A 26,471-nucleotide genomic window follows, 5' to 3' on the forward strand; every position below is an offset into this window, starting at 1 on the left:
ACTCATTTAATACTAAAAACAAAAGAAATAAAATAAATTTATATAGCAAAATATACTTAATGTAATACCTCTCATTACATTAAGTATATTTTGTTAAGTTATATATAATACCATTAATTAACCCTACTCCAAAATTCTTTTATCTTGTTAATGTCATTACTTTTATTTTTTATTGGAAGCGAGTTAAATACTACATATTTATATCTGCTTCTTGAAAAATCTCCAATCCTTGAATCAAGTATTGCTACAATACCTTTGTCCTCATGCTTTCTAATTAATCTACCTACCCCTTGTCTAAGTTTAACCACCATAAGAGGTACACTTACCTCCATTAGAAAATCCTTTGAGTTATTTCTCTTATACTCAATTATTGGATCTGGCACTGGGAATGGCAGTTTAAATATAATCAAGTTAGATAAAGCTTTGCCTGGTACATCTATTCCTTCCCAAAACGTTCCCGTAGCTAATAATACTGAATCCTCATCCTTTTTAAATTCATCAAGAATTTCATCTTGGGAAGAGGTAGCCTTCTGCCTCAATAGTTTATAGGGTAAGTTTTTATCTTTTAGTATTTTATAAACTTCATTTAAATCTTTTTTAGAGGTAAATAATATTAATGCTTTTCCCTTTGTAATGTCTAAAAGACTCACAATCTCTTCGGAACCACGCTTTATAAAATTTTCTCTATCCTCAGTTGGGTGAGGCATATTTTCTTTATAATATATAATAGCATTTTCATCATAGGGAAATGGTGAATATTTTTGTGGTGAAAGAAATCCCTCCTTCACAGGGAATCCTGTACTTTTAATAAAGTACTCATATCTTTCCTCTTCTGTGCCATAATTCTTATCTGCAATAGTTGCTGAGGTTAGTATTGTTGTCTTCATCTTATCAAAATATAATGATTTTATTTCACTATTCATATCCTTAGGGCAACCAAATATTTCTATGTGTCTCCCTTTCTCTAGCCAAAATAAATTGTTACTCCTTGAAGATTCCATTTCTCTAAAGAATTCCTTGATATTTTCTATTTCATCTATAATATCATCTGAAATACTGCTATCACTACATCTCATAATAATATTATATATGCTCTTAATCACATCTGCTGATTTTCCTACTAAGTCTCTAATATCATAAAGATTTATAAAAAACTTCTGAATATCCTCTGACATATAATTATTTTCTAACTGATATTTAATTTGTTTATCTAGATTATTAAAGATCTGATTTAACATATTCGTTAGACTTTTAATTTGCTGAAAAACATCCTCTCTCAACTCTTTATCTTTAATACCATCCTTAGCCTCCATAAGAATAGCTCTTATTTTATTCTTATTATAGCTTTCTATCAAAGAACTTCTAACCTTTTCTTCTAAATTGTGAGCCTCATCTACCACAATCAAATCTACCTCTGGATTTAAAAGTCCCTTTTGCCCTCTTCTAAGCTTCTGCAAATGTACTGTAAGTAAATCCTGATTACAAAGTATTACTCCCTCAGTATTTAGCATGTCCTGTCTAAGCTCCATGAACCTACAACTTTTAAAGTATTTGCATTTACTATGGTCTGTGATTTCTACATTTACGTCACTCCAAAGCTCTTCATCTATATCCATGTTTATATTTTTTCTATCTATTTTCCCACCATATATGTATCTATAAAGAGTCTCTGCATCCTCATCAAGACCCTTATTAACCTTAGGTTTTAAATATTTATCAGCTTTACTTTTACAAGCAAAGTGAGTCATACCCTTAGCAAGAACTATCTCAGGTCTATGGTTTATGTAGGATGATATCCTTCTTACATCTTGAATAAGCTGCTCCTGAAGAGCTATTGTAGATGTTGCAATTATTACTGGCTTATTAAAAAGTTTATTATAATAGAGTAGTGGAACTATGTATGCATAGGACTTTCCAATTCCTACACCAGCCTCAACTATAGTATGCTGTCTATCTCCTATGGAATTGCATATATCAAGAGCCATGTCTTCTTGTCCTTCTCTTTGCTCAAAGCCTAGCCTTGGAATCTTCCCCTTAAAAAAATCCCACACTAAAGTCTCTAACTCATCATACTTTGTGAATTCCCTCACAGGATTCTTCTTTTTATCTTCTGAAAACCAAAACATCTCCATCCCCCCTCTAATAATTCTTAACACTGATATTCTTTTATTCTTACCTATATTTTAACATACTTTGTTATTAAATTTACCTATTAAAAGAACCAAATAATATAATTTTTACATTATTATTCCATAACCTTAATCCTTTTTTATATGTTTCAATTCTTACTTCTATATATCTAAGAATTCCTCATACCCCTTCTTCTTCATTTCATTCTTAGGGATAAACTTTAAAGCTGCTGAGTTTATGCAATATCTAAGTCCACCCATTTCCTGTGGACCATCACAAAACACATGTCCTAAATGAGCATCTCCAGTTTCACTTCTAACCTCAGTTCTAATCATATCATAGGTTTTATCAACCTTCTCTTTTATAAATTCTCTGCTTATAGGTTTTGAGAATGCTGGCCAGCCACACCCTGAATTAAACTTTGAAGTTGATGCAAATAAGGGTTTACCTGTTGTAATATCAACATATATACCCTCCTCATAAAGGTCACAATACTCATTGCTATATGGACGTTCTGTTCCATTTTCTTGTGTTACACTATATTGCTCCTTCGTTAATATCGCTTTTAGCTCTTCTCTTGATTTTTTAACATGTTTATTTTCCATATTTATCTCCTTAAATTTAATCCTTGCTTTAACTCAATCTTTAATATTATAAGCAAAATTAAAAACATAAATTATTACCTTAACACTATTATATACCTGATTAATTTATTATTACCAATTTTAGTTTAAATCATAGCTTAGGCATCTGAAAATAAATAATAAGTCAAAGATGTGAAGGATATTTTGAGTTAGACAAGGAAACTAATTCCGCTGATAGCATAGCTATCTAAGGGTTCTGTTGACGCAGTATAACACAAAATAGTCGAACATACTGACTTATTTGTTTTTTGAAGATGCCTTAGTTAATATATACTTCAATTTCTCTATAAATAATGAAAAATAAAAAGGATGTCACCTTTTACATCCTTTTACCTTTTAATTATTAAAATTATTCTCAAATTATAATTATAATTAAGATTATGACCAATTTAAATATAATCTGCAGCTACTATAATAAATTCTTCTATATCCTTTAGATTATTGTTTATGATATCATATACAATCCCTCTATCTAACTTCATATAATCATGGACTAAAATATTTCTAAAACCAGCCATATTGCTTAAATTTCCTTTTAAGTTTTCATCTATTATTCCATTTTCATTTAATATAATAAAAATATCCCTATTGCTCTCGGGTCTTCTTAATCTTAAATCTGATATTAAATGATTTCCTATATCCATAACACACTCAATAGATAAGTGTAAAAATCTTTCACTTGATCCATATATTAAAGGACTGTTAATATACTCTTCTTCAGTGTATTTTTTAACATCTTTTAAAAATCCAATGTATTCCTTTAATTTATCCACTCTACTTATAACTAATTCTCGTTTAACCATAGTTACCCTCCAAAATATTCTCCACTTTTTATACTATCTATAATTGCCTTATCATATATATCAGTGTAATATTTAAAATCAAAATACATCCTTAAAGACAATGATTCAAACTCAGCTCTTTCCACTCTATCAAATACTACAATTCCATCTGTTATTACTTGATACTTCATTAAAAGAGATGAATTATTTAAGGAAACTATATCTACATCCTTATGAAAAAATTCTTTACCCATTTCCATTATATTACCTCTTATTAGAGCCTCATTAAAACTATCATACTTATTCTCAAAATATATTCCTATATCAATATCACTATCATCATTTGCTTCACCTCTAGCTTGAGATCCAAACAAATATGCAAATTTTACTCTATATTCTTTATCTACTAATACTAAAAATTCTTCAATCTTACTCACTAGCTCTTTCAAGGTACCCCTCCTTGTTAAGGTTTATTTAAAATGATTATATCATTAAATATCTAAATAGGTTAATACCTCCATACAAATGTTTTATAGAATCCCAATTTTCAATTCTTCAATAAACTCTCTTGCATAATCATTCATTGCTTTACACAACGGAATTGTTTCTGTCAAATAACAATGGTTACAATCAAGTATATTTTCTTCCATGTATTTAATTGTTTCTTTAAGTGTCTGACCCCGTACTGATCCTGTAATCAATGACTTTGTAATTAAGTAGTTTTTTCCACCTTCTAGTACATGAGCATCGTGCAAAATTTTACTTTCAAGTGACGTTGGAATTTCAGGTCTCTGTGATTCCCATGCAATAGCTATAATTTTTTCAATTCTATCTTCATTGTATTTTTGCAATTTCAGCCACTCACGAATTTGTTTCTCATCCGAGTATATAAAACCATGAAAATATGTTCCTAATACTAATGCTTCATAATCAATTTGATACTCTCCTATACTAATTATTTTATCAACCCATTTAAGCATAAGTTCAATATGCCACATATTATGCATAATATCCTTATTTTCATAATATGGATTTATAAATTCAATTAATTTTTCCATATTCATTTTCACTGTCTCCTATTCTCAAAACTAATATTTCTTCTCTACCTATGATTCCAAGTTCTTTTTTGTTCAGTTTAAATCACCTTTATATATCTATATTCCTTTAATATTTTTCCCACTCTTTTGTTTATCCATATTATAACATATATTTAAATATAGTTCTGTTGGTATTTAGATAATATTATAACTTCTCCTTTTGTATCAATCCCATCAAATTTATAAATATTAAATATTCTTCTGATATTGATTCAGATTACTATTTACTTAAATCACTAATTAGAGAATATTATAAACTTAGAGATGATTGTTCTCAATATAAGAAACGACTATCTGCTGACTTAAGAGTTATATTACCAAACTATAGTAGTATATTTAGAGATTCAAACTCTAAGGCTTCATTAGCTCTTCTAAATAAATATCCATCACCTTCATTAATAATAGCTGCACCAAAAGAGGATATTATTGAATTACTTAGGAGTAATGCTAAGAGAAGCGTTGAATGGTGTGAAAAAATTTATTTTCAATATCAAAGACTTCAACAGAATAGTTAAAATCACTAAGAATACTAGCCTTCTTTTCTAAACTTTCTTCAATATTATTCATTCCCTCATTAATTCTGCTTTCAACATTATAAAGTTGATTCTTTATATCTTCTACACTTTGTTGTGTATTTTTTATTATTGCATAGTTCCAAAAGTTAAATAAGATTAATATGGCAATTATTACAGATAACCATTTAATTATTCTTCTTTCGCTATCTTTAAAGTTTTTATCTTCCATTTAACGTCTTCCCCCCATGCTATAAATATTTTTCAATAAATCTTAGAAATTTCTAATATATAATTATTCTAACATTCACTTTAATATTAAATTATTAAACCCATTATCGCTTAATTCAAAGATCCGATATTAAAATTTTAATGTGAGTGACTATGATGAATATCTTGTGTGTGTTTGTGTGAATGAATACATTCTTTATGATTATGAATATGATTATGAGTTCCGATAATAGCTTTATCATGAATATGGTTATGATGACCATCATCATGGCTATGACTATGTTCATGAGTTACCACCATATGCCTATGCTGATGATTGTGTTTTTCTGTGGAAGCAAAGTATGTTCCTATAATCATAATGACTAAAGCAATAACAAAGGACAATATTGGGATTTCTCTAAAAATTATTAGTGATAATCCAACTCCTATAAATGGTGCTATTGCATAATAGGTACTTGTCTTTGCTGCTCCTAAATCTCTTTGAGCATAAATATAGAAAAATATACTTAATCCATAAGCAACAAATCCAAGTAAAAGAGCTGCTATCATGTAAGGTATATTGGTGATTCTCTCCCCTATTATAAGAGCAATTATTAGTGCCCCAATTCCTGAACCAAATCCCTTAATTACTACAACTTCTAACGGATCTTTTGCAGATAATTTTCTTGTACAGTTATTTTCAAGACCCCAACATATACATGCTAACAATACAAAAATTGAACCAAATGAAAATGAAAAACTACTTATGTCTTCTACTGATAAAATGATACTTGATAGAGTGATTAAAGAAATTGCACCCCATAATCGCTTACTAATAGATTCCTTGAATATTAATAGAGCAATTAAAGATGTTGCAACAATTTCAAAATTATTAAGAAGTGATGCATTAGCGGAAGTGGTCATATTAAGCCCAATCATTAGAAATATAGGTGCCGCAATATCTAATACCACCATTCCAATTGTGAATGGAAGTTCTTCTTTAGAAAGCTTTGCTTCAGTTTTCTCTTTATATTTCTTATGTTTAATAAATCCAACAATGGACATTCCTAATCCTGCTCCAAGATAAAGAAAAGATGCCATTAGTGTCGGTGGAATTTCATTTAACAATAATTTAGACACAGGTGAACTAATAGCATATAATGCCGCCGCTAGTATAGCAAAGGAAGTTGCCTTGTATTGTTTAATTTCCATTATAAACACCTCTCAAATATTATTTTATAAATTTATCAATATCACTTATTACTTATTTAGTACTTTTTATAGCATTTATATATGCTATAATCATATTAACAAATAATTTATATTATGTAAATATATTGAATTAAGAGGTTTTACAGTGAACAAATTCCTTAAATCAAAAGTCATAATTATCACAGTAATAATATCAATTATTTTTGTGATAGGTTATTTATTCCTAAGAGATAATCCCTTAAAACCGTTGAAAGTTTTGTAACTCAACACTATACTATAACAACTAATGATGTTGATATCTATAATGATAAGGATACATATATGTACCATTATAAAGAAATCATTTCACAAGAAAAAATGGACTTACAATTAAGATTATCTAATGAAAATGGCAAGTGGAAAATAAACGAATATAATAAATCCTATTATATTCTTAAAGACTTAACTATAGTAGGATTTTAGCAAAAGGGGGACTGTCTCATATTATTTTGAGACAGTCCCCCCTTTTACTGTTAATTAATTTTTATAATTCAGCTTCAAGCATAGCTAGAAGTTCATCAAATCTGTTGATAGTATCTTCTAGTGGCTTAGGTGTAGTCATATCAACACCAGCATTTTTAAGGATTTCTATTGGATAATTACTTGATCCAGCTTTTAGGAATCCTTTATATTTTTCTACTGCTTCTTCACCTTCTGTTAGAATTTTTTCATAGAAAGAGTTCGCTGCGGCAAAACCTGTTACATATTGATATACATAGAAATCTCTATAGAAGTGAGGTATTCTTGCCCACTCAATATCTATTTCACTATCAACTACCATTGTTTCTCCAAAGTATTTTACATTTAAGTCATGATAAATTCCACATAAATCATCACTAGATAGAGCTTCTCCTTGCTCCATTTTTTCATGGACAATTAGCTCAAACTCTGCAAACATTGTTTGTCTAAACACAGTTGTTCTAATGCCCTCAAGTTGTTGATTTATTAAGAATAATCTCTTCATTTTATCTGTTTCATTCTTTATCATATAATCAATTAATAAACATTCATTGGTAGTAGACGCCACCTCTGCACAGAATAATTCATAATCTGCATAGGTATATGGTTGATTCTTTTTTGAATAATAAGAATGAATACTATGACCCATTTCATGAATTAAAGTTGATACATCATTAACTTGATTTTTATAGTTTAATAAAACATAAGGCATGGAAGTGTAGCTTCCACTAGAGTAAGCTCCTCCTCTTTTACCTTTGTTCTCATATACATCAATCCAATCATCATTAACACCTTCATTGAATATATCTAAATACTCCTTACCCATTGGCTGTAGCGCACTTTCACATAACTTTAAGCCTTCTTCAAAGGAAATATCAAACTTTGGAGCATCAATGATTGGCACATATAGATCATACATGTGAATTTCATCTACTCCAAGTAATCTTTTCTTTAAATCTACATATTTATGAAGTGATTTAATTCTGTTATTAACAGTATCAACCACATTATGATATACCTTCGCTGGTATTTGATTTGGCTTTAAAGATGCTTCTACACATGAATTGTATTTTCTAATCTTAGTTTGAAAAATAAAATTCTTCACTGAAGCCGTATAGGAAGTTGAAATTGTGTTTTCAAATTTCTTATATGTTCCAAAAAGTGCCTTAAATGCAGCCTCCCTAATCTGTCTATTCTTATTTGTTATAAATAAAGAATAATTTGAAGCCGTAAGTTCTACATCATTGCCTTCCTCATCTTTAATGGTTGGGAATGTCATATCAGCATTGGTAAGCATAGTAAAGATGCTGCTTGGAGCTCCTAGACAATCACTAACTGTAGCTAAAATATTTTCCTCTGCTTCACTTAGAATATGTGGCTTACCATGAAAAACCTTCTTTATATATATTTCATAATGCTTTAGACCATCAGTGCTTTTAATTAATTCCTCAACTTTTTTTTCATCCATAGATAATAACTCTGGTAGGAAGAACGATGTAATTCCACTGAATTCTGCTCCAAATGTAGATATCTTATCCATCATAACTTGATACTTTGAATTTGCTGTATCTTCATCACTTCTCAAGTGAGCATATACAATTAAATCTTCATATAAACTTGTTAATTTCTCACTATTAGTTAAATATCCTAAAAATTTTTCTCCCTGGGAAAGTTGACCTTTAAATTTTAATAGACTACTAACATTTTCTTTTAACCACTTAAAATCTTCTTCCCATTTCTCATCTGAAGAATACATCTTCTCTACTTTCCACTTATACTTTTCTTCCACTTGATCTCTTGTTTTTAATTTTTCTAACTTCGCCATATCTGCACCTCCATATTAATCTATCTATTGTTAAGTTTTTCCTATTTACTATTATACCCTAATTTAATTGTCCTTTGTAAACCTTTTATATAATTTTATTAATACATTCTTTTGCTTTAAATATAGCTTTAATACTGTTTTATTTCAAAAGTAGTTAATCTCATCCTAACTATTTCTATTGCCTATTCAAAAATTCAACTTAAATATGAATGCTACTTTACTTAACATAGAAACCCTTGCTATTTTCAATAACAATCATTCTAATTCTTTCTTTTATATATGTATTTTTATAAACATCATCTGAATTAAACCTACAGCTATTCATTAAACTTATAAAAGTAATTCTTTTATTTCCTTTAATCATCCTTGCTATAGCCCTATCTATTCTTTGATTTATCACCTGAATTTCTTTTGTATACTTAATACTAATTAGAATATATTCTCTTAACTCTGGATACTTAAACACTGTAATGTTGCTTACATCTCCTACTTTAACCACACTTGCAAAAACTAATCTGCTACCTTTAGAAATTATATCTTTAATAGCATTATCAATTTGAATTTTATACTCCTTCAGTTTCTTTTCTCTATCTATATCACTATAAAAATCATATTCTTTTGTTATATAGTTTTCCATATTTAAGCTCCTTATTATGCCTTGATTTTTATATTAAATTTCTTCATCTTATGTCCTATAAACCATCATTTTTCTATATAATTTTACATATTCCTTAAAAGTTATTATATCATACTAAAAAAATTGTTTAAATTAAAAAATATAGTTATTTATTTAAACACACCTAGATATATCTTTACCACCCTTGAACCATATTGAGTAAACTTTAATACACTAATAGTAAACAATAACATGGAGTATAATTATGAGTAACTTAAATAAATGTAATATAAATCTATATCCCGCCATGGTTAACACTAGAGATGGTAGGTTTTATGGATACATTAATTCTAGTGGAAAATTTATTATAAATCCTAAATTTTCTATGGTTTACGACTTTAATGAAGATGGCATTGCTGTTGTATGTGAAAATAATCATTGTGGTGCTATTAACTTAAGAGGAGAATATATTATTCCTCCTATATATGACTCACTACAACCCTTTGTAGAAAAAAGAGCAGTATTTGTAAAAGATAATACTATGGGTGTAATTAACGAAATAGGACAAGTAATTACTAATAAGCCTTATAATTTCATATCTAACTATAGTGATTCCTTGGCTTTAGTAGGTATTTCAAATTCCTCAGGTGAGTATTTATATGGTTATATTAATAAAGATGGAGTTGAAGTTATTCCTCCAATTTTTATTAATGGAAATGACTTTCAAGACCACCATGCCTTAGTTAAGAATAAAAGTGGAATATATCAAGTTATTGATAAGTCTGGAAATATTTCTACTAGCTTCCCTTATAAATATGTTGGTAATTATGGTGAAGAACTATTTACCTTTTCTGAAGAAATTGGTGGTCTCCTTGGCTATGTGTCCATAGATGGGCGTGTAGTTATTAAACCTAAATTCACCTCTGCTCTAGCTATGCAGGATGGATATATGATAGTTAGCACTTCCCCGAATTATATTGGTGATTATGGAGTCATAAACATGACAAACCACATTATATACCCTTTTATTTATAATGATATAAATTACCTAGGAAATAACAGGTTTGCACTAGGTTTATCTAGAGGAACCCCTGATAACTTCATGAATAGTGTTTATGCAATTGGAACTGGTAAAGGTGCTACACTCACTGATTTTCTTTATCTAAATGTGGAAAAATACGAAAATAATATAGCTTCTGCCTATGACCGTATAAATACATTTTTTATAGACATGAGAGGTAGTATAATAAGTAATTTACCTGTTGTTACAGGCAGTGGAACTTTAAGTATTAAGTGCAACTTAATTTATGCAAATATAGATTTTAATCCATATTATCTTTCTAAATCTGGGGATATTATATACAAACCTAATAATAAAATCCCTTTAAATAGCCAATACACATTAATTAAATTTAAATATAAGCCCAATGTAGATTATTTAGTTTATTACCCTCAAATTCAGGGAATTAAATACCCTTTAGTAGAAGAGAGTATAAATTCAAAACTAAAAGATTTATCTAATCTTAAAAGGGTTTGTGAAAATCAAGTCTTAAATTACAACTTGTATGGAAACTTCGAAATCCTATTCTTTAAAGAAAATCTATTAGTTCTAGAAATAAATACCTACAATTATCCCTTTGGTGCTGCTCACGGATTGACTACCAGAAGTACTCCAAATATTAATTTAGTCACAGGAGAATTCTACACTCTTAATGATTTATTTAAAGGTGGAATTTACTGGACAAATGAACTAAATAAAATTATAGAAGAAATGATAAAGACTGATTCACAGTACAGTGGTGTATATGAGAATGGTTTTAAAGGTATTTCAGAAGACCAAGGTTTTTACGTAGATGCAGATAATTTATATATCTATTTTAGTCCATATGATATTGCGCCTTACTCTTCTGGCTTTGTTACTTTTAAAATACCTTTTGAAGAAATCGACCCACTTATAAATAAAAACGGAAGTTTCTATAAGTCATTTAATTAATAAACACCCTAAAATTAGTGTTGAACTTCTTAAATATACAATTAGAGGATAGATTAATCTATCCTCTAATTTGGAATAATTTTATTTATTAAAAACAGAGCCTAATATAAATACTTATATACTACTTTTCAGTGCCTGTGTAAATAAAGATTGCATCTCTTAAAAAGGCTGCCATTCCAGGTTGTTTTACATCATAGTAAGCTGTAAATCTTTCATCATCTACATACATCTGACCAAGTCCTGCATGAGCTTCTTTACTGTAACTACTCCAGTAGCAGCATATCCACTGACGGTGTAAATCTGCAACCTTTTGAGCCTGTTCCCCTGCTGGATCTCCTGTTTTAAATGCTTCCTCCAGGTTTTCCATAATTTCATTTGCAAGTTTTGTAACTTCTTCATACTTTTCTTCTGTCATACCTTTAACTTTTTCATTGGATTTATTAATCTGTTCATCACCGTATTTTTCACGAATTTCCTTACCATATTTCTTTTCATTATCATCTATCATCTTCTGTTTAAACCCTTCAAATTTTTCTTTATTACTCATTTTAATTCCTCCTTCTTGGGAAGCTATTGTTTTATCAACATTAGCTATCAACAAATCTAGTTGCTGTCTTTTTTCAAGAAGTTTCCTGCGATGCTCTACTAATGCATTGAACCCATCAAAGGAAGATTCAGTTATTATTTCTTTTATCTCCATTAAGCTTACTCCAAGCTCCCTATAAAATAATATCTGTTGTAATCTATTAACTTCTGCTTCCCCATAAATACGATATCCTGATGAATTAATCCTTGCCGGCTTAAGAATTTTTATTTCATCATAATATCTAAGGGTTCTGGTACTAACTCCTGCTAGTTCTCCTAGCTTTTGCACTGTATATTCCATGCTCTCACTTCCTTACAATATTAACTATACAGCTTTACGTAGCGTTAATGTCAATAACTTTTTCATATTAAAAAGTTCAAATCTATGAAACTATAGATTTGAACTAATATAAATATATTAAATCACTTTAAATTCATTGTTAGCTTGCTAAACTAATTTCTAACTATAACACCTTATTATCTATAGTTTTTCCATGTTCAAGTGTAACTATTTTATTTGCAAGTGCTTTTGCATCTTCTTTATCATGAGTAACAAATATAGACGTTATATTAGCCTTTTGAATTATATCCTTTAATTCAGTTCTAAGCTTTGACTTTAAATGAGCATCTAAGTTGCTAAATGGCTCATCTAACAACAGAATTGATGGACTTGGTGCTAATGCTCTAGCTATAGCTATTCTTTGTTGTTGCCCACCACTTAACTCATGTGGATACTTATTCTTATGTTCTTCTAAATTAACTAATCTCAGCATTTCTAACATTCTTTTTTCTCTTTGATTTCTATTCATATCCTTAAGTCCAAACATTATATTCTTGTCTACCGTCATATGAGGGAACAGTGCATAATCTTGAAATACCATTCCTATACCTCTTTTTTCTGGCTCCACAAATTTATATTCATTAAAAACTTCATTTCCCCCAATTGTTATACTTCCTTTATATGGTTGTTCAAGGCCTGCTATAATTCTTAGCATAGTGCTTTTCCCACTGCCACTCTCACCTAAAATAGCAACTATCTCACCTTTTTTTATATCTAAATTAAAATCATCTATATTATCAACTTTTGAATTTTTATATTTAAAATGTAATTTATTTATTCTAAGCATGTTCATCCTCCTTATCTACTACTTTGTACAAAATGAAGATAGCAATAAAACTTACAAATATTATTATCAACGATGGTACAGAAGCTTCAACCATCATCTCATCATTAGCATATTCAAATACTTTTGTGGCTAATGTATTAAAGTTAAATGGTCTAAGTAAAAGAGCTAACGGAAGTTCTTTTATTATATCTACAAATACTAGAGACACTGCACTAAGTATTGCTGGCTTTATCATGGGTAAATCCACTAAGAAAAATGTTTTAGTTTTTGAAAACCCCAGGGTTCTAGACGCTTCATAAAACTTCTTACCAATTTTATCAAATCCACCTTCTATACTTTGATATCCTACCGCTAAAAATCTTACCATATATGCAAATATAAGCATAACCAAACTCATACTTAGAATTAAAGTTGGAGCATTAGGATCAAATATTTTATAAAGCCATCCCAGTTTTTTATCTAAGTCTACAAAGAATAAAACCATAGTTATAGCTATAACAGCACCGGGTATAGAATATCCTATTAAAGTTAGCTTAGAATATAATTTAGATAAGAAATTATCATTTATCCTAGTATAATTAGCTATTATAATAGCAATAACTACTACTAACAAACTAGCTAACAGAGCTATCCATAATGAGTTATATATAAGTGTAAAGAACTCTACATTCAGTATCTTTCTATAACTCATAAATCCCCATTTAAAAAGTTGTGCTGTAGGAATTATAAATCCTAGGGCAAATATTATGCCGCAGTATAAAAATGCTAAAGTTCCATAAAATTTATTAAATTTTTTCCTACTTAAAGGTCTTATTTTAGTATTTGTGGAACTATACTTTTTTCTTCCTCTTAAAAATTTTTCACTAGTCATTATAATAAATACTGTAAGTAAAAGTATAGATGCAAGTCTTATAGCAGAATCTATATCTCCCATAGAAAACCAACTTTTAAATATAGCCGTTGAAAATGTCTGTATTCCCAAATAAGAGACTACTCCATAATCACTAAGTATTTCTAATACTACTAGCGTAACTCCAGCTACTATAACTCCTCTACTTATTGGTACTACTACTCTAAAAAATACTCCAAGAGAATTTTCTCCAAGTAATCTTGCATTTTCTATTAGTGATGCTGATTGTTTTTCTAAATAAGCTCTTACCACCATGTATACATATGGAAGTAAAAATATGGTAAATATAAATATTGCACCAGGAATACTCATTATATCAAAGTACTTTTGGCTTAATTCTAGACCTAAACTATTTCTTAAAAATGATTGTACAGTTCCTGTATAATCAAGAATACCTGAATAAGTATATGCTGCTATATATGGTGGTATTGCAAGGGGTAATATTAATGCCCATCTAAAGAATTTTCTCATTGGAAAATCATAAGCTGATACTAACCACGCTAAACTTGTGCCTATTATCATTGTAAGCATCGCTGTAGATGTACATATTATAACTGTGTTAATTACATAATCCCTTAATAAATATTCTTTTATATGATACCAAGTTTCATTTGGCTTTTGAAACAAATGTAATACTACATCTATATTCGGAATTACTATCATAAGCATAAAAATTGTACTTAGTATAGCCCATCCATTAAATCTTATTTTTTTCATATTCTCTCCCTTCCTATAACTAATAACCTATATTAGATAGGGTATTTTTCATACTTTAACTATAGCCTAGAATTAAAATAGGACTCTAGGAAAATCCTAAAGTCCTATTTTAAAGTACAAATACTTTTAATTATTACTTAGCTACTTCAACTACTGCAGTTTCAGTTTTTCCCTCTTTAGCATATTGAATTGCCGCCTCTGCTAAAGTCTTAAAATCACCCGCAGAATTAGTTGCGCCGGTTATAGTATCAATTGTTGTTGGGTCTTGTTTCTTTACAAGTTCAGCAGGATATTGAGATGAAAATTCTACAGGCCCTATTCCAGAAACTGAAGTCATTTTCTCTTGGTATTTAGCATCTTTACTTTTTAAATCTCCAGCTTCATTTACATAATCAAAAGTAGACTCCTCAATTTTACCATCAGCAACTGTAATTGCAACCTGAGCTTTCCATCCAAGGTCGTCAAATTCATTAAATTCAGCATTGTAACTTCCGTCTTTCATTCCTTTTGAACCACACCCGACTAACATTCCTGAAGTTAAAATAACCATTCCTAATAAAGCTATAACTTTTTTATTCATTGTAAATCCCCCCTAAAAATTATTATTTCCAACCTATTTGGTTAAATATTTCAACTGCTTTCTTGTTGTATTCTCCAATTTTTGTTATATCTATATCTTGTGGTTTAAACTCTCCCCAAGATCTTAATAATTCACTAGCTTCTACACTTGGATTTGCTGGGTATTCATAATTGCTGTCTGTCATAGCCTTTTGAGCTTTTTCTTCAGTCATAAATTCTATAAATTTAGTAGCATTATCTTTGTTTTTAGAATGTTTACTCATAACTACACCACTTATATTAACATTAGTGTTCTCTGGGAAGAAAACTCCAACTTTCTCTCCTGCTTTTACTTCCTCGCTATCCTCTGAATTTAACAGTTTACCTATATAGTAAGTGTTTATTATAGCAAGTTTGCCCTCTCCTGAGGCAATAGCTTTTACTTGGTCTCTATCATTTCCTTGTGGTTGTCTAGCCATATTATTAACTATACCTTCAGCCCACTCTTTTGCTTTATCTTCACCATTTAGCTCTATGAAAGATGCTAATAATGACTGATTATAGGTTGAATCTGAAGATCTTACTAATATTTCATTTTTCCACTTATCACTTGTTAAATCTTCATATGTAGATAACTCATCAGGGCTTACTTTTTCTTTATCATAGGCTATTATTCTAGCTCTTGTTGTAAGTGCTACCCATTTATTATCTTCTCCTCTTAAGTTTTCTGGTATGTTTTTATCTATTGCTTCTGATACAATAGGTTGAACTAAGTCAGCCTCTACTGCTTGATAAAGATTTGCTATATCAGCACTTGCAAATATATCCGCCTCCGTATCTTTGTCTTCTCTTTTTAATCTTTCAAGTAGTTCAGCCTCTTTGCCTTCCACTACATTAACTTTGATTCCTGTTTCTTCCTCAAATGCTTTGTATAACTCTTTGTCTACATCATAATGTCTAGCCGAATATATATTAACTACTTCTTCACCTTGATTTTCTGTTGGTTTATTAGAAGAGCTTGAAGCGCACCCTGTTAAAATTCCTGTTGTAAGAACTGCTATTCCTACTAATGATGTTATAGATTTTTTATTAAAAGCCATTTTTTAAATACCTCCATCTTATTATAATTTAATTTGAAGATAATGATAATCACTATCATCATCTAACTATTCATATAATACGATATCGATTATCATTTGTCAATGATAATATTTTTCATTTACTCTTTTTTTAACTAACTTATTATTGATCTATACTTTAATTTTAACTTTAAATCAAATTGGAATAAATTTTTCAATAAAATCTTATTTTGTTATTTAGTACTCATACAAATAAAGTAAAAGCAAGGGAATTTCAAATTCCCTTGCTTTTACTTTATTATTAATATTTATTTGAATTTATATAGATTAAGTGAATTCATATCTATATAAAAAATTTCTTCATATTTTCCTCACTCTAATTCTCACTATTTAATCTCTCTATCTCTGCTCTTTGCTCCTCTATAATCCTCTTATAATCTAATTCCTTTTCACACCATTCCTTACTAAGACCATTAATTAAAGACGCCATTTCATCTGCACTTCCTATAATTCTATTAAATAATAGAAGATTTGACTTTAGTATTTCAGGAATTTCTTTGTGTGAATACCTAAGTCTATGATCTATTTCTCCATAGCCTTCTTCAAAAATTGTCCTAACCTGTATCTCTGCAATAACTCTTTGGTTTGTTGGATAAAACTCTACTAAATAATGCACAGAGCGATATCCTGATATTCTCGGTCTTACCTCTATGTTTAAATCATCAAAAATCTTAGTGTTATCTCCATCCCTTACATTTGCAGTTATCTCAATAACATTCCAAGTATTTATAATAAAATCGTGTATATCTTGCCACTGATCCTTCAATATATGTATAACTCTTATTCCTATTAAGTCATTTATTTCATCTTTATAATTATCTACAGTAAAGTGAAACCCCTTGTGGTACTTACCTTTTCTATCCTCAGTTTTTCTTATTACCTTCTCTATTAATCTATCTGGTTCCTTAATCCTTGATTTAACGGAATGTACCATGCCATGAGAACGTAATATATTAGCTATAAAGCTTGCTTGATTCTCATAGGAATCTTTAGATGATATATAGTCATCGTATATTTCCTTAAGATTTTTATCATTGATATTATTTTTTTCAATTTCTTCCCTTACATATGGATACTTCAACAAAAATTCATCTATATTAAAACTCTTCTTCATCTGTACACACTCCTTACAACCTGCTGATATTATTATATATCATTTTCGAATGTCTTACATATAATATTTATTCAAAACCACATGTTTAGAACAAATATTTACCCCTTACATATATGAGTTTAAACTTAACTTCAGATCGAATATTAGATATACTATATATTTAATAAACAGCTCTTAATTTAACAATCAAAAGATAAAAAAAGTTCAAATCTACACTTATATAGATTTGAACTAAAATAGACTTATGAATTTAATTTTTTCTTACATAAGTAAGCTGAAATTATAGCAGTTATGGGAACTGTTAATATTATTCCTATACTTCCTGCTAACCCTTGAATTAATTCTGTTCCTAATACATCTAAATTAAATAATTGATTTGCAGTCATACTTGAAGAGTATATTAGAATTAATGTATTTAGTGATCCTCCCGCAAAGGCTAGGATTAATGTATTTGACATGGTTCCTATGACATCTCTTCCTATATTCATTCCACTTTTAAATAATCCCTTTATACTGATATCTTTATTTAATACTGATATTTCAAATATCGATGAAGATATTGACATTGACACGTCCATTACAGCTCCTAAAGCTGAAACTAATATTCCTGCAAACATTATTCCTTTTACTTTAAGTCCAGTTGTTTCTGCTATATACATAATGCTCTCTGAATCTGACATATTTATTCCCGAAAGATTTGTGAGTTCTCCAAATATATAAGCAAGAATTCCAGCTATTAGTACTCCTGTTAGAGTTCCAAGTATTGCGGAAAAGCTTTTTCTATTTATTCCTGAAACTAGTGTTAAGGTAGCTGTTATACTTACTATAGCTATTATAATTGCTGATATTATTGGACTTACTCCTCGTAACATTAAAGGTAACATTAAAAATACTACACAAATCATGGTAAATACTAATGATACAATTGATTTTAACCCCTTAAGTCCACCCACTAATAGTATTACTAAAAAGAATAGCATAGCCATAACCCATAGTATACTGCTTCTTTTAAAGCTAGATATTGTAACATCCTTTATTACTCCATCTATGAAATACATACCTATTATTACCTTACTACCTTCCTTAACTTTCATATTATATAATCGGCTTACAGTATTGGTTATTTCATATTCTTGCTCACTATAAGGGCCATCTAGTATTTTTAATCTTACTTCCTGATACCCAAGTTCTACATCATCTATATATTTATCATCTTGAAGATTTTCCCTTAATATATCTTTTACTTCTGCTTCATAGTATTCTACTCCCTTGTTTTGTTTATCTTTTAAAAATCCACTATCAAATATTAAATTTGATGAAATTATAATTATTACTCCTAAAATGATTGTAACTAATAATGGTATAATATGATGCTTGTACATTTTTGTATTCATAGAAAATTCTCCTCTTCTGATTTATTATTTTTAATCTAAGGGCACCTTAGAAGTTGAATTTACAACTAAAATGCCCTCTTTGTTATACTACTGATTTTATCCCATGTATAGCTATTCTAACTGTCTCTCTGAATCTAAGAATAACTTGTTCCTACTAGTCTTCTTTCTTCTTTCTTATTAAGAATACTCCTCCTGCAACAGCTATTACTCCTACAACACCAATTACCATTGCAGTACTTGATCCGCCTGTTTTAGGAAGACTTGGTTTGCTTGGTTTATTTGGTTTATTATCTCCAGTGTCAGGCTTAACTGAATCTGGTTTCTCTTTGCCTGGATCTGTTGGGTTCACTGGATCTACTGGCGGATCTACTGGATCTACCGGATCTACTGGTGGATCTACCGGATCTGCTTTTTTTACTAATTCAATTTCAGAAGTATTTCTTACTCTTAATCTAGCACCCTCTGGATCCATAGATGCAAGTCCAACTACTTTTACAGTATCTCCAATTTCAATTTCTGAATTCCATTTACCCTTCATAGTTTCATTAATACCATCCCAAATATAACCTTCTACATAGGCTCTTGAGATTCCACTACCATCATTGATATAAAGATTTGATTCATCCATATCTACAACTTTACCTTCTACACTCACAAGTTTTCCACCGTTAGCCTTAACCATACTGTCTCCTGTTGATACTTTAAAAGGATTTAATTTATTAATAGTTTCATCTATTATCTTCAGCTGTGCATCCTCATCTGTAATTGCAATTTCAAACTCGCCTTGATACTCATCAACTACTCCAGTAATTCTAACCTTTTGTCCAACTTGTAATTGAGTATTAGAAACACCAAACACACATATTCCGCCTGTTTCATCTTCCACATAAATTACCTCAAAGAATGAATTCTTTGGAGATACTGCTTCTGATTGAGAGGTAACTGTACCTTCAATTGTGAATTCTTGTCCCTTTAAATCTGGAACATTATCATTATCTTCATCTAATCTAATGTCTGCAATGTTTACTGTTTGGGCTACCTTCTTTGGCATCATCCAATCCATAATATTATTTGTAAGTTTTTTATTTGAATAAGTGTCACCACTGGTTCCATCTATTTCAAAATCTGAGAAAAAGGTATTACCAGCAACTATAACTTTACCGCCACTAGTTAACTCCTCTGCACCAATTACCGATACATCGCCCATTTTTGCTGGTACATTATCTTTCTTTCCATCAGCATCATTAGCAGTTGTTGTTTCATGTCCTTTTACTAAGAAATCAACCTTTTCTCCTTTTGTACCTTCTGTAAGGATTATTGAAGCACCACTATAGAAACTATACTGTTCAACTCCATTTTCTATTCCATCCACTAAATTATATTTTGGAGAAGCATATTCCTTAAGGTATAATCTATATGCTTGACCTCCATTTGTAGCATCATCAACAACCTGGTCATCATTTACTCTCAACTCAGTTCCTATAGCTTCTAAAATAGGATTCACTTGAGCTCCGTTGCTATATTCACCTTCTCCATCCTTGTAATCTGCTTTAGTAGTTACTATTATATTTCCACCATTGTCTACATATTTCTTAATAGCTTCTATTTCACTAGTCTGAAATTTGCTCTTAGATAATCCATACTCAGTATCATCAACACTTTGAGGATCTGTAATAACTAATATATTTACACCTTTAAGGATATCATCGGTTATAGGCTCTTTATTTATCTTAGTTATTGCGTTTCTGCCATCTAATAAGCTCTTAATTGCTGTATATTTTCCTGCATAATTTCCAGTTACATATTGATTGTAATGAGCACCATCTAGTAAAACCTTATAAGTGTTTTCTGGATTTACAACCTTAACTTTCACACTCTTAGTAAATACTTTTTCGTTTCCACTAACTGGTAGTGTAGTTTTGGCATAGATTGTATATTCACCTTGTTTAGTTGGTACCCAGTTTAATACAACATTTTCTGTCTTATTTGCTTCCACTATAGGTATAACTTTTTCACCGATTTTATTTTCTTCTGAGATTTCATTTGTAAAGAATTCAACCTTTAGATTATTTAAAGCTTTTGTTTCATTGTTATAAACTCCAACTGAAACTTCTACATTCTCATTTTCCAAGGCTAACTCATTATCAACTTTAACCTCAGTTAATCCCACATTACTACTATCTCCAATCCAAACTGGAGCTGTTACTGCTATATCCTTATCTGCTTGAACTACTTTAATATAGTAGTAAGTGTATTCTGGACTCAATTCAAATTCCCAGTTTGCATTGTTTGAATTAATTTCTTTAGATGTAACTTCAACTCCACCATTAGCTATAACTGAAACCTTGCTTATAGCATCGTCATCTGCTATATCAACTTTAAATGATAACTTATCTACATCTTCGCCTAATGAGCTTCCCATTATTGCACCATTTACAGTGTAATCAATTGTCATGTTGGAATCTTCTGAAGCATAAACTTGTTTATCACTCATAGCTTCATATAATGAATCCCTTGAATTGTCACCTGCAACTATTACTGTTCTAGCTGTATTGGCAGTAAACCATTTACCTTTATGATTGTCTTGATTATTTGTTGGTGCAACATGCCATCCCTTATCTAAAGCTCTTGTATAATACTCATAGCTTGGGAAGTATCCAGAACCTCTTATTGGTCCTTCTCCATTTCCAACCTCTATCAAGTTAACAACTTTGTCAGCCCCTTGGCTATAGAATCCAAAGTCAGCAAAGTCACCAAAGGTTTTTCCTGGGTGATTTAATTGTGATACTGATTGTGGTTGTGTTTGTAATGTATTGTAGTAGGTTTGAAGATCCATTGACTTATTAGTTCTAGTTTCAAATCCTGGTGTGTTAAAGGTATTCATGTGACCCCAACCACCTGTTGAACCAGACCAAGTCATTTCATAACCATATATTGCTGTAAAATCACCGTTTTTATTATACTTATTAGATATTGTTTGAGCACTAGTCCAAGCTTTACTAGCTGAACCATTACCTAAATTGCCCGCTGTATCATTATCAAACCAATTTGAATGATCTGTAACTGCTAGATAATCTGCTCCATTTTTTATAGCCCAATTATAAGCTTCATCTAGTGTACCTGTACCATCTGAAATATTAGTATGTGCGTGAAGTTGTCCAAAATAATGGCTTAGTTTACCTTTTCTAAAAGACCATTCCTTAACAGATTGGTTTCCCAAAGTATCCTTTACTTCGATTTTAACTTTATGAGTTCCATCGGCTAAGTCTTCAGTTGGAATGTATGCTACTGAAGATTTTGTAATTGTTGCCTTTTTAGTTACCTCTGTTCCATTAAAGAACACTTTAACAGTAGTTGCATCAACACCAGTTTTATCTTTCATTGATGCTTTAATTTGTGGTCTTAATTCTTCTCCAACACTATTCCCTTCTGCAGGAGCTAAATCATATATCTCTGGTCCAACCATATCTTCATCTATTATTTCTACTGAGTATGAACCCTCATTAGGTGTTCTTGTACTATTCGTACCATCTGTAGCTACTATATAATACTCTACTCCCTTAATATCTAAGTCTTCCTTAACTATTGAAGCAGTATATTTTGATTCTTCTAATTTACTCATATTTAAAGTTTTAAAATCTTCTGTTCCCTTAACTCTATAGTTCAAAGTTACAGCTTCTACTTTTTTATTGTCCATAACCTTTGATTCTATTACTAAATCAACGTCAATAGGAGCCTTTAGAATTGCTGTATGCTCTATGGCAGGTGCCTCTGTATCTGGCTCTGCCACTTTTTCGCAGGTAACCTTTATGTCATCAATTGCAAGATTTCCTGAATTCTTATTATAGGTAAGTTTTACTCTTGTTGTATCCTTTGGAATTTCAGCTTCAAAGATACCTGCCTTTGTAATATCTGGCACCGTTATCCCTTGCCACTCTCCATTCACTTTAAGTTCAACCTTTAATATTGATAATTTATCTGTACTGATACTTTGTCCTTTGTACCAAAAACTTAATTTACCCACTGAAGATAAAGTAAATTCTGGTGTTTCTAATGACTCCTCTTCATTTGCTTTTATGCTTTTTCCAAAACCAACAGATGGAGGTGCTACTCCAAAATTATCTTTACTGTCATATCCTTGAAAGCTAGTAGCTTCAGCTCCTTTTCGTACAATTGTCCATCCCTCACCTACCGGTTTTACCTCATTTTTAGTTCCTGTAAATCCCTCTGAAAATATTACAACTTCACTTTCATCACCACTTAAAGCAACTTCTAATAATGTGTCAGCAGCAAATGCATTTACACTAGGTAAAGCAATGTAAGTTACTAAAAATAACAATGCAGTCATAAAGCTTAACACTTTATGATTTCTCTTTCTCATTTTTAATTATCCCCCCTAAAAACTTTTACACTATAAATATATAGCTATATAACATTTTTAGAAGTTTTTTACATATTTTTATATATAAATAACTTTTATTAATATCAATTTAGTAAATCTTATAAAATTTAACAAAAAAAATAAAAAAGTTCAAATCTACATTTATATAGATCTGAACTAAATTACAGTTATTAAATTTTTACTTCACTCTCATATTCTTTAAACCTTATCCAACCTCTTTTAGATATATACTTTAAATATGTAACTAACCTATATAATTCTGCATCTACATCATCTTTATATATTTCTGCCATAAGCTTAGAAATGTCATAGACAGTTCTTTTTCCATCAATATATTTCCACACTGTAGAACATCTTTCATCTAACTGTAAATTAGTTTGTGGAGTTCTTTTAACCATCCATGCTAAAAACTTCTTTACTGGATCAGTTATTTTTATACATAGTATAACTTTTCCAGCTTCCTCTTTCCATTCTATATCCTTAATTTCTGGTACATAAAGTGCAAAGTTATGTTTTGTATCTTGTTGTTTACTTTCTAGTTTTTCTTTTTGAGATTTTTTTTCTCTCATGTAAAACTCCTCCTCCTAACTTATAACTAATTAATATTCATAATACATTCCACTAAAATTAATAATTATATTGTGTATATATAATAAATGTTCTTAAAATATAGTAAATCGCTTGTTCACAGATAAGTATGATCTGCAAACAAGCGAATTTACCTAACTCATAATAGATAATTCTATTTAATATTTTTTTACTTAACTATTTTATCTTTCTTACAAGCGAACATGTAAATCCATAATCCTAGTAATAAGAACATTACACAAGCAAATAGATTACTTTGAGTTATTCCTGTTAAGAAGTTTTTACCAAAGGCAATGTTTATGTTTAATGTAGCAAATCCAGCTACTACTATACCCATTAGAGCGTCTCCTGCAACTAAACCTGATGCAAGAAGAGTTCCCTTTTCCACAACTTCTGCTTTTCTTTCTTTTTCTTTTGCAAATTTTCTTTCTACAATCTCTCTTATGCATCCACCTATAAATATAGTAGCATTTAGAGTTATTGGAAGATATATACCTAATGCAACTGGTAATATTGAAAGTCCTGCTAACTCACAGAATAATGCTATTGCAGCTCCTGATCCAACTAATGTCCATGGAAGCTTAGCTGTCATTATTCCCTCAACTATCATACTCATTAATGTTGCTTGTGGTGCTGGTACCGCATCTGAACCTATACCATAAGCAGTGTTTAACATATTAATTACAAAAGCTGAGAATACAGCAGCTACTGCCAATGCTAAAAACATTCCTAATTGAACTTTTTTAGGTGTACCACCTATAATAAATGTAGTTTTTAAACTTTGTGCAACTCCTCCAGCAACTGCTATAGCCACACATACAACTCCACCTATTAATATTGCTTTATTCATATATACTTGACTTGTTCCCCCTGTAACCTTAATTACAGTGGTTACAAATAGTAATGTTGCTATAGTCATTCCTGAAACTGGATTGTTAGATGCTCCAATTATACCAACCATTCTTGCTGAAACAACAGCAAAGAAGAAACTGAATATAACTGCCATTAGACCGCCTAAGAAGCCTCCATTTATAGATGGTACTAACCAAACTAATGCAAAGCCAAAAGCTGCTGCTAAGATAACCCAAGTAAGTGGTGCTTCTAAGTCTATTCTACTAACTTTTTCTGTTCCTTTAGTTCCAATTCCACTCATAGCTTGTTTAAAGCTTGTTATAATTGTTGGAATTGCTTTTGCAAGAGAAACAAATCCTCCCATTGCAACTGCACCTGCACCTATATATCTAATGTATTTAGACCATATAGCCATAGCATCCATTTCTGAAATAAGTACTGTTGCTGGGAATACTGGATCAACTAACCCTGCTCCTAAGAATTTAATTAATGGTATTAATGTAAACCATGCTATTAAAGAACCTCCAAGCATAAGTGCTGATGCTCTAGTACCAACTATGAATCCAACTCCTAGTAATGATGCTAAGGTGTCTATTCCAATCATTGTACCTTGATAGCTTTTAAATACATAAGTTGCTTGTTCTCCCCAAAGTGCAAATCCACCTGAGAATAGTTTGTATCCTGCTCCTACTCCTAATCCAGTTGCAACTGTTTTGAAGCCTTGTCCACCTTCACTTCCTGATACAAGAACTTCTGCTGCTGCCATTCCTTCTGGATAAATTAATTCTCCATGTTCTTCAACTATTAAGTATCTTCTAAGTGGTGTAATAAAGAATACTCCCATAATACCACCAACTACAGTTACTATAACAACTGTAAAAGTACTTAATTCAAGACCCCATAAAATTAGTGCTGGTAATATAAATATAATACCTCCAGCTATAGATTCTCCCATAGCTGCTAATGAAGCTACCATGTTAGCTTCTAGAATATTATTTCTTCTAAAAACTCCTTTTAATACACCTGTTGCTATAATTGCACCTGGTATACCAGCTGATATTGTCATACCAACTTTTAATCCAAGGTATGTATTAGCTGCTGCAAAAAGACATGCTAATATAATTCCTAAGATAATTGAATACCCTGTAGCTTCTGGCATTGCTACTGATGTTGGTATAAATGGAACATAGTCTTCGCCTTTACATACGCCATAGGCATTTTGAGATAATTTTCTTTTCTCTTGACTCATAAATATTGCCCCCTTTTTCTATTTTTTTAAAAAGCACTATGTACAAATTTCTAATTAAATATGTTAAGATATTTTATTCCAAAAATAATTTATATCTTTAGTATATTTCCTCTAAAGTAGAACTTAACTTTAGAGTGTGTTTAATCTCCCACTTAAAGTTAAGCTCTAACTTCTACTCAAGGGCACGCGTCCAGTTCAGTGTCTCATAACTCCCATTTGTAGAAGCTTAGAGCCTGTAGACATCGCATAAACTACTCTAAACAAAGTATTCAATCATACTAACTAGCTATTTCCCAATGTGCCTAAATTAAACTATT

General features: G+C 30.3%; 20 protein-coding genes. 1 reads left to right on the forward strand and 19 read right to left on the reverse strand.

The window, feature by feature from the left end; all coding sequences use genetic code 11:
* Window positions 1-113 precede the first annotated feature (113 nt).
* The 9 genes from RSD37_RS06365 to RSD37_RS06405 all read right to left on the reverse strand — a co-directional run bounded on the left by RSD37_RS06365 (window position 114) and on the right by RSD37_RS06405 (window position 9,547).
* Window positions 114-2,126, reverse strand: coding sequence for an ATP-dependent DNA helicase (locus RSD37_RS06365; RefSeq protein WP_346945878.1), 2,013 nt, complete (start codon window positions 2,124-2,126; stop codon window positions 114-116).
* 165 nt (window positions 2,127-2,291) lie between these two features.
* Window positions 2,292-2,735 carry a peptide-methionine (R)-S-oxide reductase MsrB gene (gene msrB / locus RSD37_RS06370; RefSeq protein WP_346945879.1) on the reverse strand — a complete coding sequence of 148 codons (444 nt, stop codon included), beginning with the start codon at window positions 2,733-2,735 and terminating at the stop codon, window positions 2,292-2,294.
* A gap of 428 nt (window positions 2,736-3,163) precedes the next feature.
* Complete coding sequence (locus RSD37_RS06375; RefSeq protein WP_346945880.1) at window positions 3,164-3,577, reverse strand: DUF86 domain-containing protein; 414 nt, start codon at window positions 3,575-3,577, stop codon at window positions 3,164-3,166.
* A gap of 2 nt (window positions 3,578-3,579) precedes the next feature.
* Complete coding sequence (locus tag RSD37_RS06380) at window positions 3,580-4,005, reverse strand: nucleotidyltransferase domain-containing protein (RefSeq protein ID WP_346945881.1); 426 nt, start codon at window positions 4,003-4,005, stop codon at window positions 3,580-3,582.
* An 81-nt stretch (window positions 4,006-4,086) separates the two neighbouring features.
* Complete coding sequence (locus tag RSD37_RS06385; protein WP_346945882.1) at window positions 4,087-4,620, reverse strand: hypothetical protein; 534 nt, start codon at window positions 4,618-4,620, stop codon at window positions 4,087-4,089.
* 480 nt (window positions 4,621-5,100) lie between these two features.
* Window positions 5,101-5,397 (reverse strand): hypothetical protein, encoded by a 297-nt coding sequence (locus RSD37_RS06390; protein ID WP_346945883.1) that lies wholly within the window; start codon window positions 5,395-5,397, stop codon window positions 5,101-5,103.
* Between the two features lie 137 nt (window positions 5,398-5,534).
* The gene (locus RSD37_RS06395) at window positions 5,535-6,587 is read right to left on the reverse strand and encodes a DMT family transporter (RefSeq protein ID WP_346945884.1); all 1,053 of its coding nucleotides are present in this window, start codon (window positions 6,585-6,587) and stop codon (window positions 5,535-5,537) included.
* A gap of 523 nt (window positions 6,588-7,110) precedes the next feature.
* The gene (gene pepF / locus RSD37_RS06400) at window positions 7,111-8,910 is read right to left on the reverse strand and encodes an oligoendopeptidase F (protein WP_346945885.1); all 1,800 of its coding nucleotides are present in this window, start codon (window positions 8,908-8,910) and stop codon (window positions 7,111-7,113) included.
* A gap of 217 nt (window positions 8,911-9,127) precedes the next feature.
* Entirely contained in the window at window positions 9,128-9,547 is a 420-nt protein-coding gene (locus RSD37_RS06405; RefSeq protein WP_346945886.1) for a hypothetical protein, read from the reverse strand.
* Between the two features lie 244 nt (window positions 9,548-9,791).
* Here RSD37_RS06405 and RSD37_RS06410 point away from each other — a divergent pair, with 244 nt between their 5' ends.
* Entirely contained in the window at window positions 9,792-11,519 is a 1,728-nt protein-coding gene (locus RSD37_RS06410) for a WG repeat-containing protein (protein WP_346945887.1), read from the forward strand.
* Between the two features lie 121 nt (window positions 11,520-11,640).
* Here RSD37_RS06410 and RSD37_RS06415 read toward each other — a convergent pair whose 3' ends face one another.
* From RSD37_RS06415 to RSD37_RS06460, 10 genes are all read right to left on the reverse strand, one after another.
* Window positions 11,641-12,405 carry a MerR family transcriptional regulator gene (locus tag RSD37_RS06415; RefSeq protein ID WP_346945888.1) on the reverse strand — a complete coding sequence of 255 codons (765 nt, stop codon included), beginning with the start codon at window positions 12,403-12,405 and terminating at the stop codon, window positions 11,641-11,643.
* Window positions 12,406-12,568: 163 nt separating this feature from the next.
* Window positions 12,569-13,231: an ABC transporter ATP-binding protein gene (locus RSD37_RS06420; protein ID WP_346945889.1), complete on the reverse strand. Its 663-nt coding sequence runs from the start codon at window positions 13,229-13,231 to the stop codon at window positions 12,569-12,571.
* Entirely contained in the window at window positions 13,224-14,858 is a 1,635-nt protein-coding gene (locus RSD37_RS06425; RefSeq protein ID WP_346945890.1) for an iron ABC transporter permease, read from the reverse strand. The genes RSD37_RS06420 and RSD37_RS06425 overlap by 8 nt, the downstream gene beginning before the upstream one ends.
* Before the next feature lie 133 nt (window positions 14,859-14,991).
* Window positions 14,992-15,438, reverse strand: coding sequence for an FMN-binding protein (locus RSD37_RS06430; RefSeq protein ID WP_346945891.1), 447 nt, complete (start codon window positions 15,436-15,438; stop codon window positions 14,992-14,994).
* Between the two features lie 22 nt (window positions 15,439-15,460).
* Complete coding sequence (locus tag RSD37_RS06435) at window positions 15,461-16,516, reverse strand: Fe(3+) ABC transporter substrate-binding protein (RefSeq protein ID WP_346945892.1); 1,056 nt, start codon at window positions 16,514-16,516, stop codon at window positions 15,461-15,463.
* 355 nt (window positions 16,517-16,871) lie between these two features.
* Entirely contained in the window at window positions 16,872-17,669 is a 798-nt protein-coding gene (locus RSD37_RS06440) for a RelA/SpoT domain-containing protein (protein ID WP_346945893.1), read from the reverse strand.
* A gap of 242 nt (window positions 17,670-17,911) precedes the next feature.
* Window positions 17,912-19,063 (reverse strand): YibE/F family protein, encoded by a 1,152-nt coding sequence (locus RSD37_RS06445; RefSeq protein ID WP_346945894.1) that lies wholly within the window; start codon window positions 19,061-19,063, stop codon window positions 17,912-17,914.
* Between the two features lie 154 nt (window positions 19,064-19,217).
* Window positions 19,218-23,444, reverse strand: a complete 4,227-nt coding sequence (locus RSD37_RS06450; RefSeq protein WP_346945895.1) for a CehA/McbA family metallohydrolase — start codon at window positions 23,442-23,444, stop codon at window positions 19,218-19,220.
* A gap of 191 nt (window positions 23,445-23,635) precedes the next feature.
* Window positions 23,636-24,034 (reverse strand): PqqD family peptide modification chaperone, encoded by a 399-nt coding sequence (locus RSD37_RS06455; protein WP_346945896.1) that lies wholly within the window; start codon window positions 24,032-24,034, stop codon window positions 23,636-23,638.
* Between the two features lie 188 nt (window positions 24,035-24,222).
* Window positions 24,223-26,154, reverse strand: a complete 1,932-nt coding sequence (locus RSD37_RS06460; protein ID WP_346945897.1) for an oligopeptide transporter, OPT family — start codon at window positions 26,152-26,154, stop codon at window positions 24,223-24,225.
* Window positions 26,155-26,471 lie beyond the last annotated feature (317 nt).

The sequence above is a fragment of the Clostridium sp. genome (assembly GCF_036646415.1).
GTDB lineage: Bacteria > Bacillota > Clostridia > Clostridiales > Clostridiaceae > Clostridium_J.

Excerpts from the sequence above, each read along its gene's own strand:
- RSD37_RS06365 (WP_346945878.1), bottom strand. The coding sequence starts at position 2,126 with ATGTTTTGGTTTTCAGAAGATAAAAAGAAGAATCCTGTGAGGGAATTC.
- msrB (WP_346945879.1), bottom strand. The coding sequence starts at position 2,735 with ATGGAAAATAAACATGTTAAAAAATCAAGAGAAGAGCTAAAAGCGATA.
- RSD37_RS06375 (WP_346945880.1), bottom strand. The coding sequence starts at position 3,577 with ATGGTTAAACGAGAATTAGTTATAAGTAGAGTGGATAAATTAAAGGAA.
- RSD37_RS06385 (WP_346945882.1), bottom strand. The coding sequence starts at position 4,620 with ATGAATATGGAAAAATTAATTGAATTTATAAATCCATATTATGAAAAT.
- RSD37_RS06390 (WP_346945883.1), bottom strand. The coding sequence starts at position 5,397 with ATGGAAGATAAAAACTTTAAAGATAGCGAAAGAAGAATAATTAAATGG.
- RSD37_RS06395 (WP_346945884.1), bottom strand. The coding sequence starts at position 6,587 with ATGGAAATTAAACAATACAAGGCAACTTCCTTTGCTATACTAGCGGCG.
- pepF (WP_346945885.1), bottom strand. The coding sequence starts at position 8,910 with ATGGCGAAGTTAGAAAAATTAAAAACAAGAGATCAAGTGGAAGAAAAG.
- RSD37_RS06405 (WP_346945886.1), bottom strand. The coding sequence starts at position 9,547 with ATGGAAAACTATATAACAAAAGAATATGATTTTTATAGTGATATAGAT.
- RSD37_RS06410 (WP_346945887.1), top strand. The coding sequence starts at position 9,792 with ATGAGTAACTTAAATAAATGTAATATAAATCTATATCCCGCCATGGTT.
- RSD37_RS06415 (WP_346945888.1), bottom strand. The coding sequence starts at position 12,405 with ATGGAATATACAGTGCAAAAGCTAGGAGAACTAGCAGGAGTTAGTACC.
- RSD37_RS06420 (WP_346945889.1), bottom strand. The coding sequence starts at position 13,231 with ATGCTTAGAATAAATAAATTACATTTTAAATATAAAAATTCAAAAGTT.
- RSD37_RS06425 (WP_346945890.1), bottom strand. The coding sequence starts at position 14,858 with ATGAAAAAAATAAGATTTAATGGATGGGCTATACTAAGTACAATTTTT.
- RSD37_RS06430 (WP_346945891.1), bottom strand. The coding sequence starts at position 15,438 with ATGAATAAAAAAGTTATAGCTTTATTAGGAATGGTTATTTTAACTTCA.
- RSD37_RS06435 (WP_346945892.1), bottom strand. The coding sequence starts at position 16,516 with ATGGCTTTTAATAAAAAATCTATAACATCATTAGTAGGAATAGCAGTT.
- RSD37_RS06440 (WP_346945893.1), bottom strand. The coding sequence starts at position 17,669 with ATGAAGAAGAGTTTTAATATAGATGAATTTTTGTTGAAGTATCCATAT.
- RSD37_RS06445 (WP_346945894.1), bottom strand. The coding sequence starts at position 19,063 with ATGAATACAAAAATGTACAAGCATCATATTATACCATTATTAGTTACA.
- RSD37_RS06450 (WP_346945895.1), bottom strand. The coding sequence starts at position 23,444 with ATGAGAAAGAGAAATCATAAAGTGTTAAGCTTTATGACTGCATTGTTA.
- RSD37_RS06455 (WP_346945896.1), bottom strand. The coding sequence starts at position 24,034 with ATGAGAGAAAAAAAATCTCAAAAAGAAAAACTAGAAAGTAAACAACAA.
- RSD37_RS06460 (WP_346945897.1), bottom strand. The coding sequence starts at position 26,154 with ATGAGTCAAGAGAAAAGAAAATTATCTCAAAATGCCTATGGCGTATGT.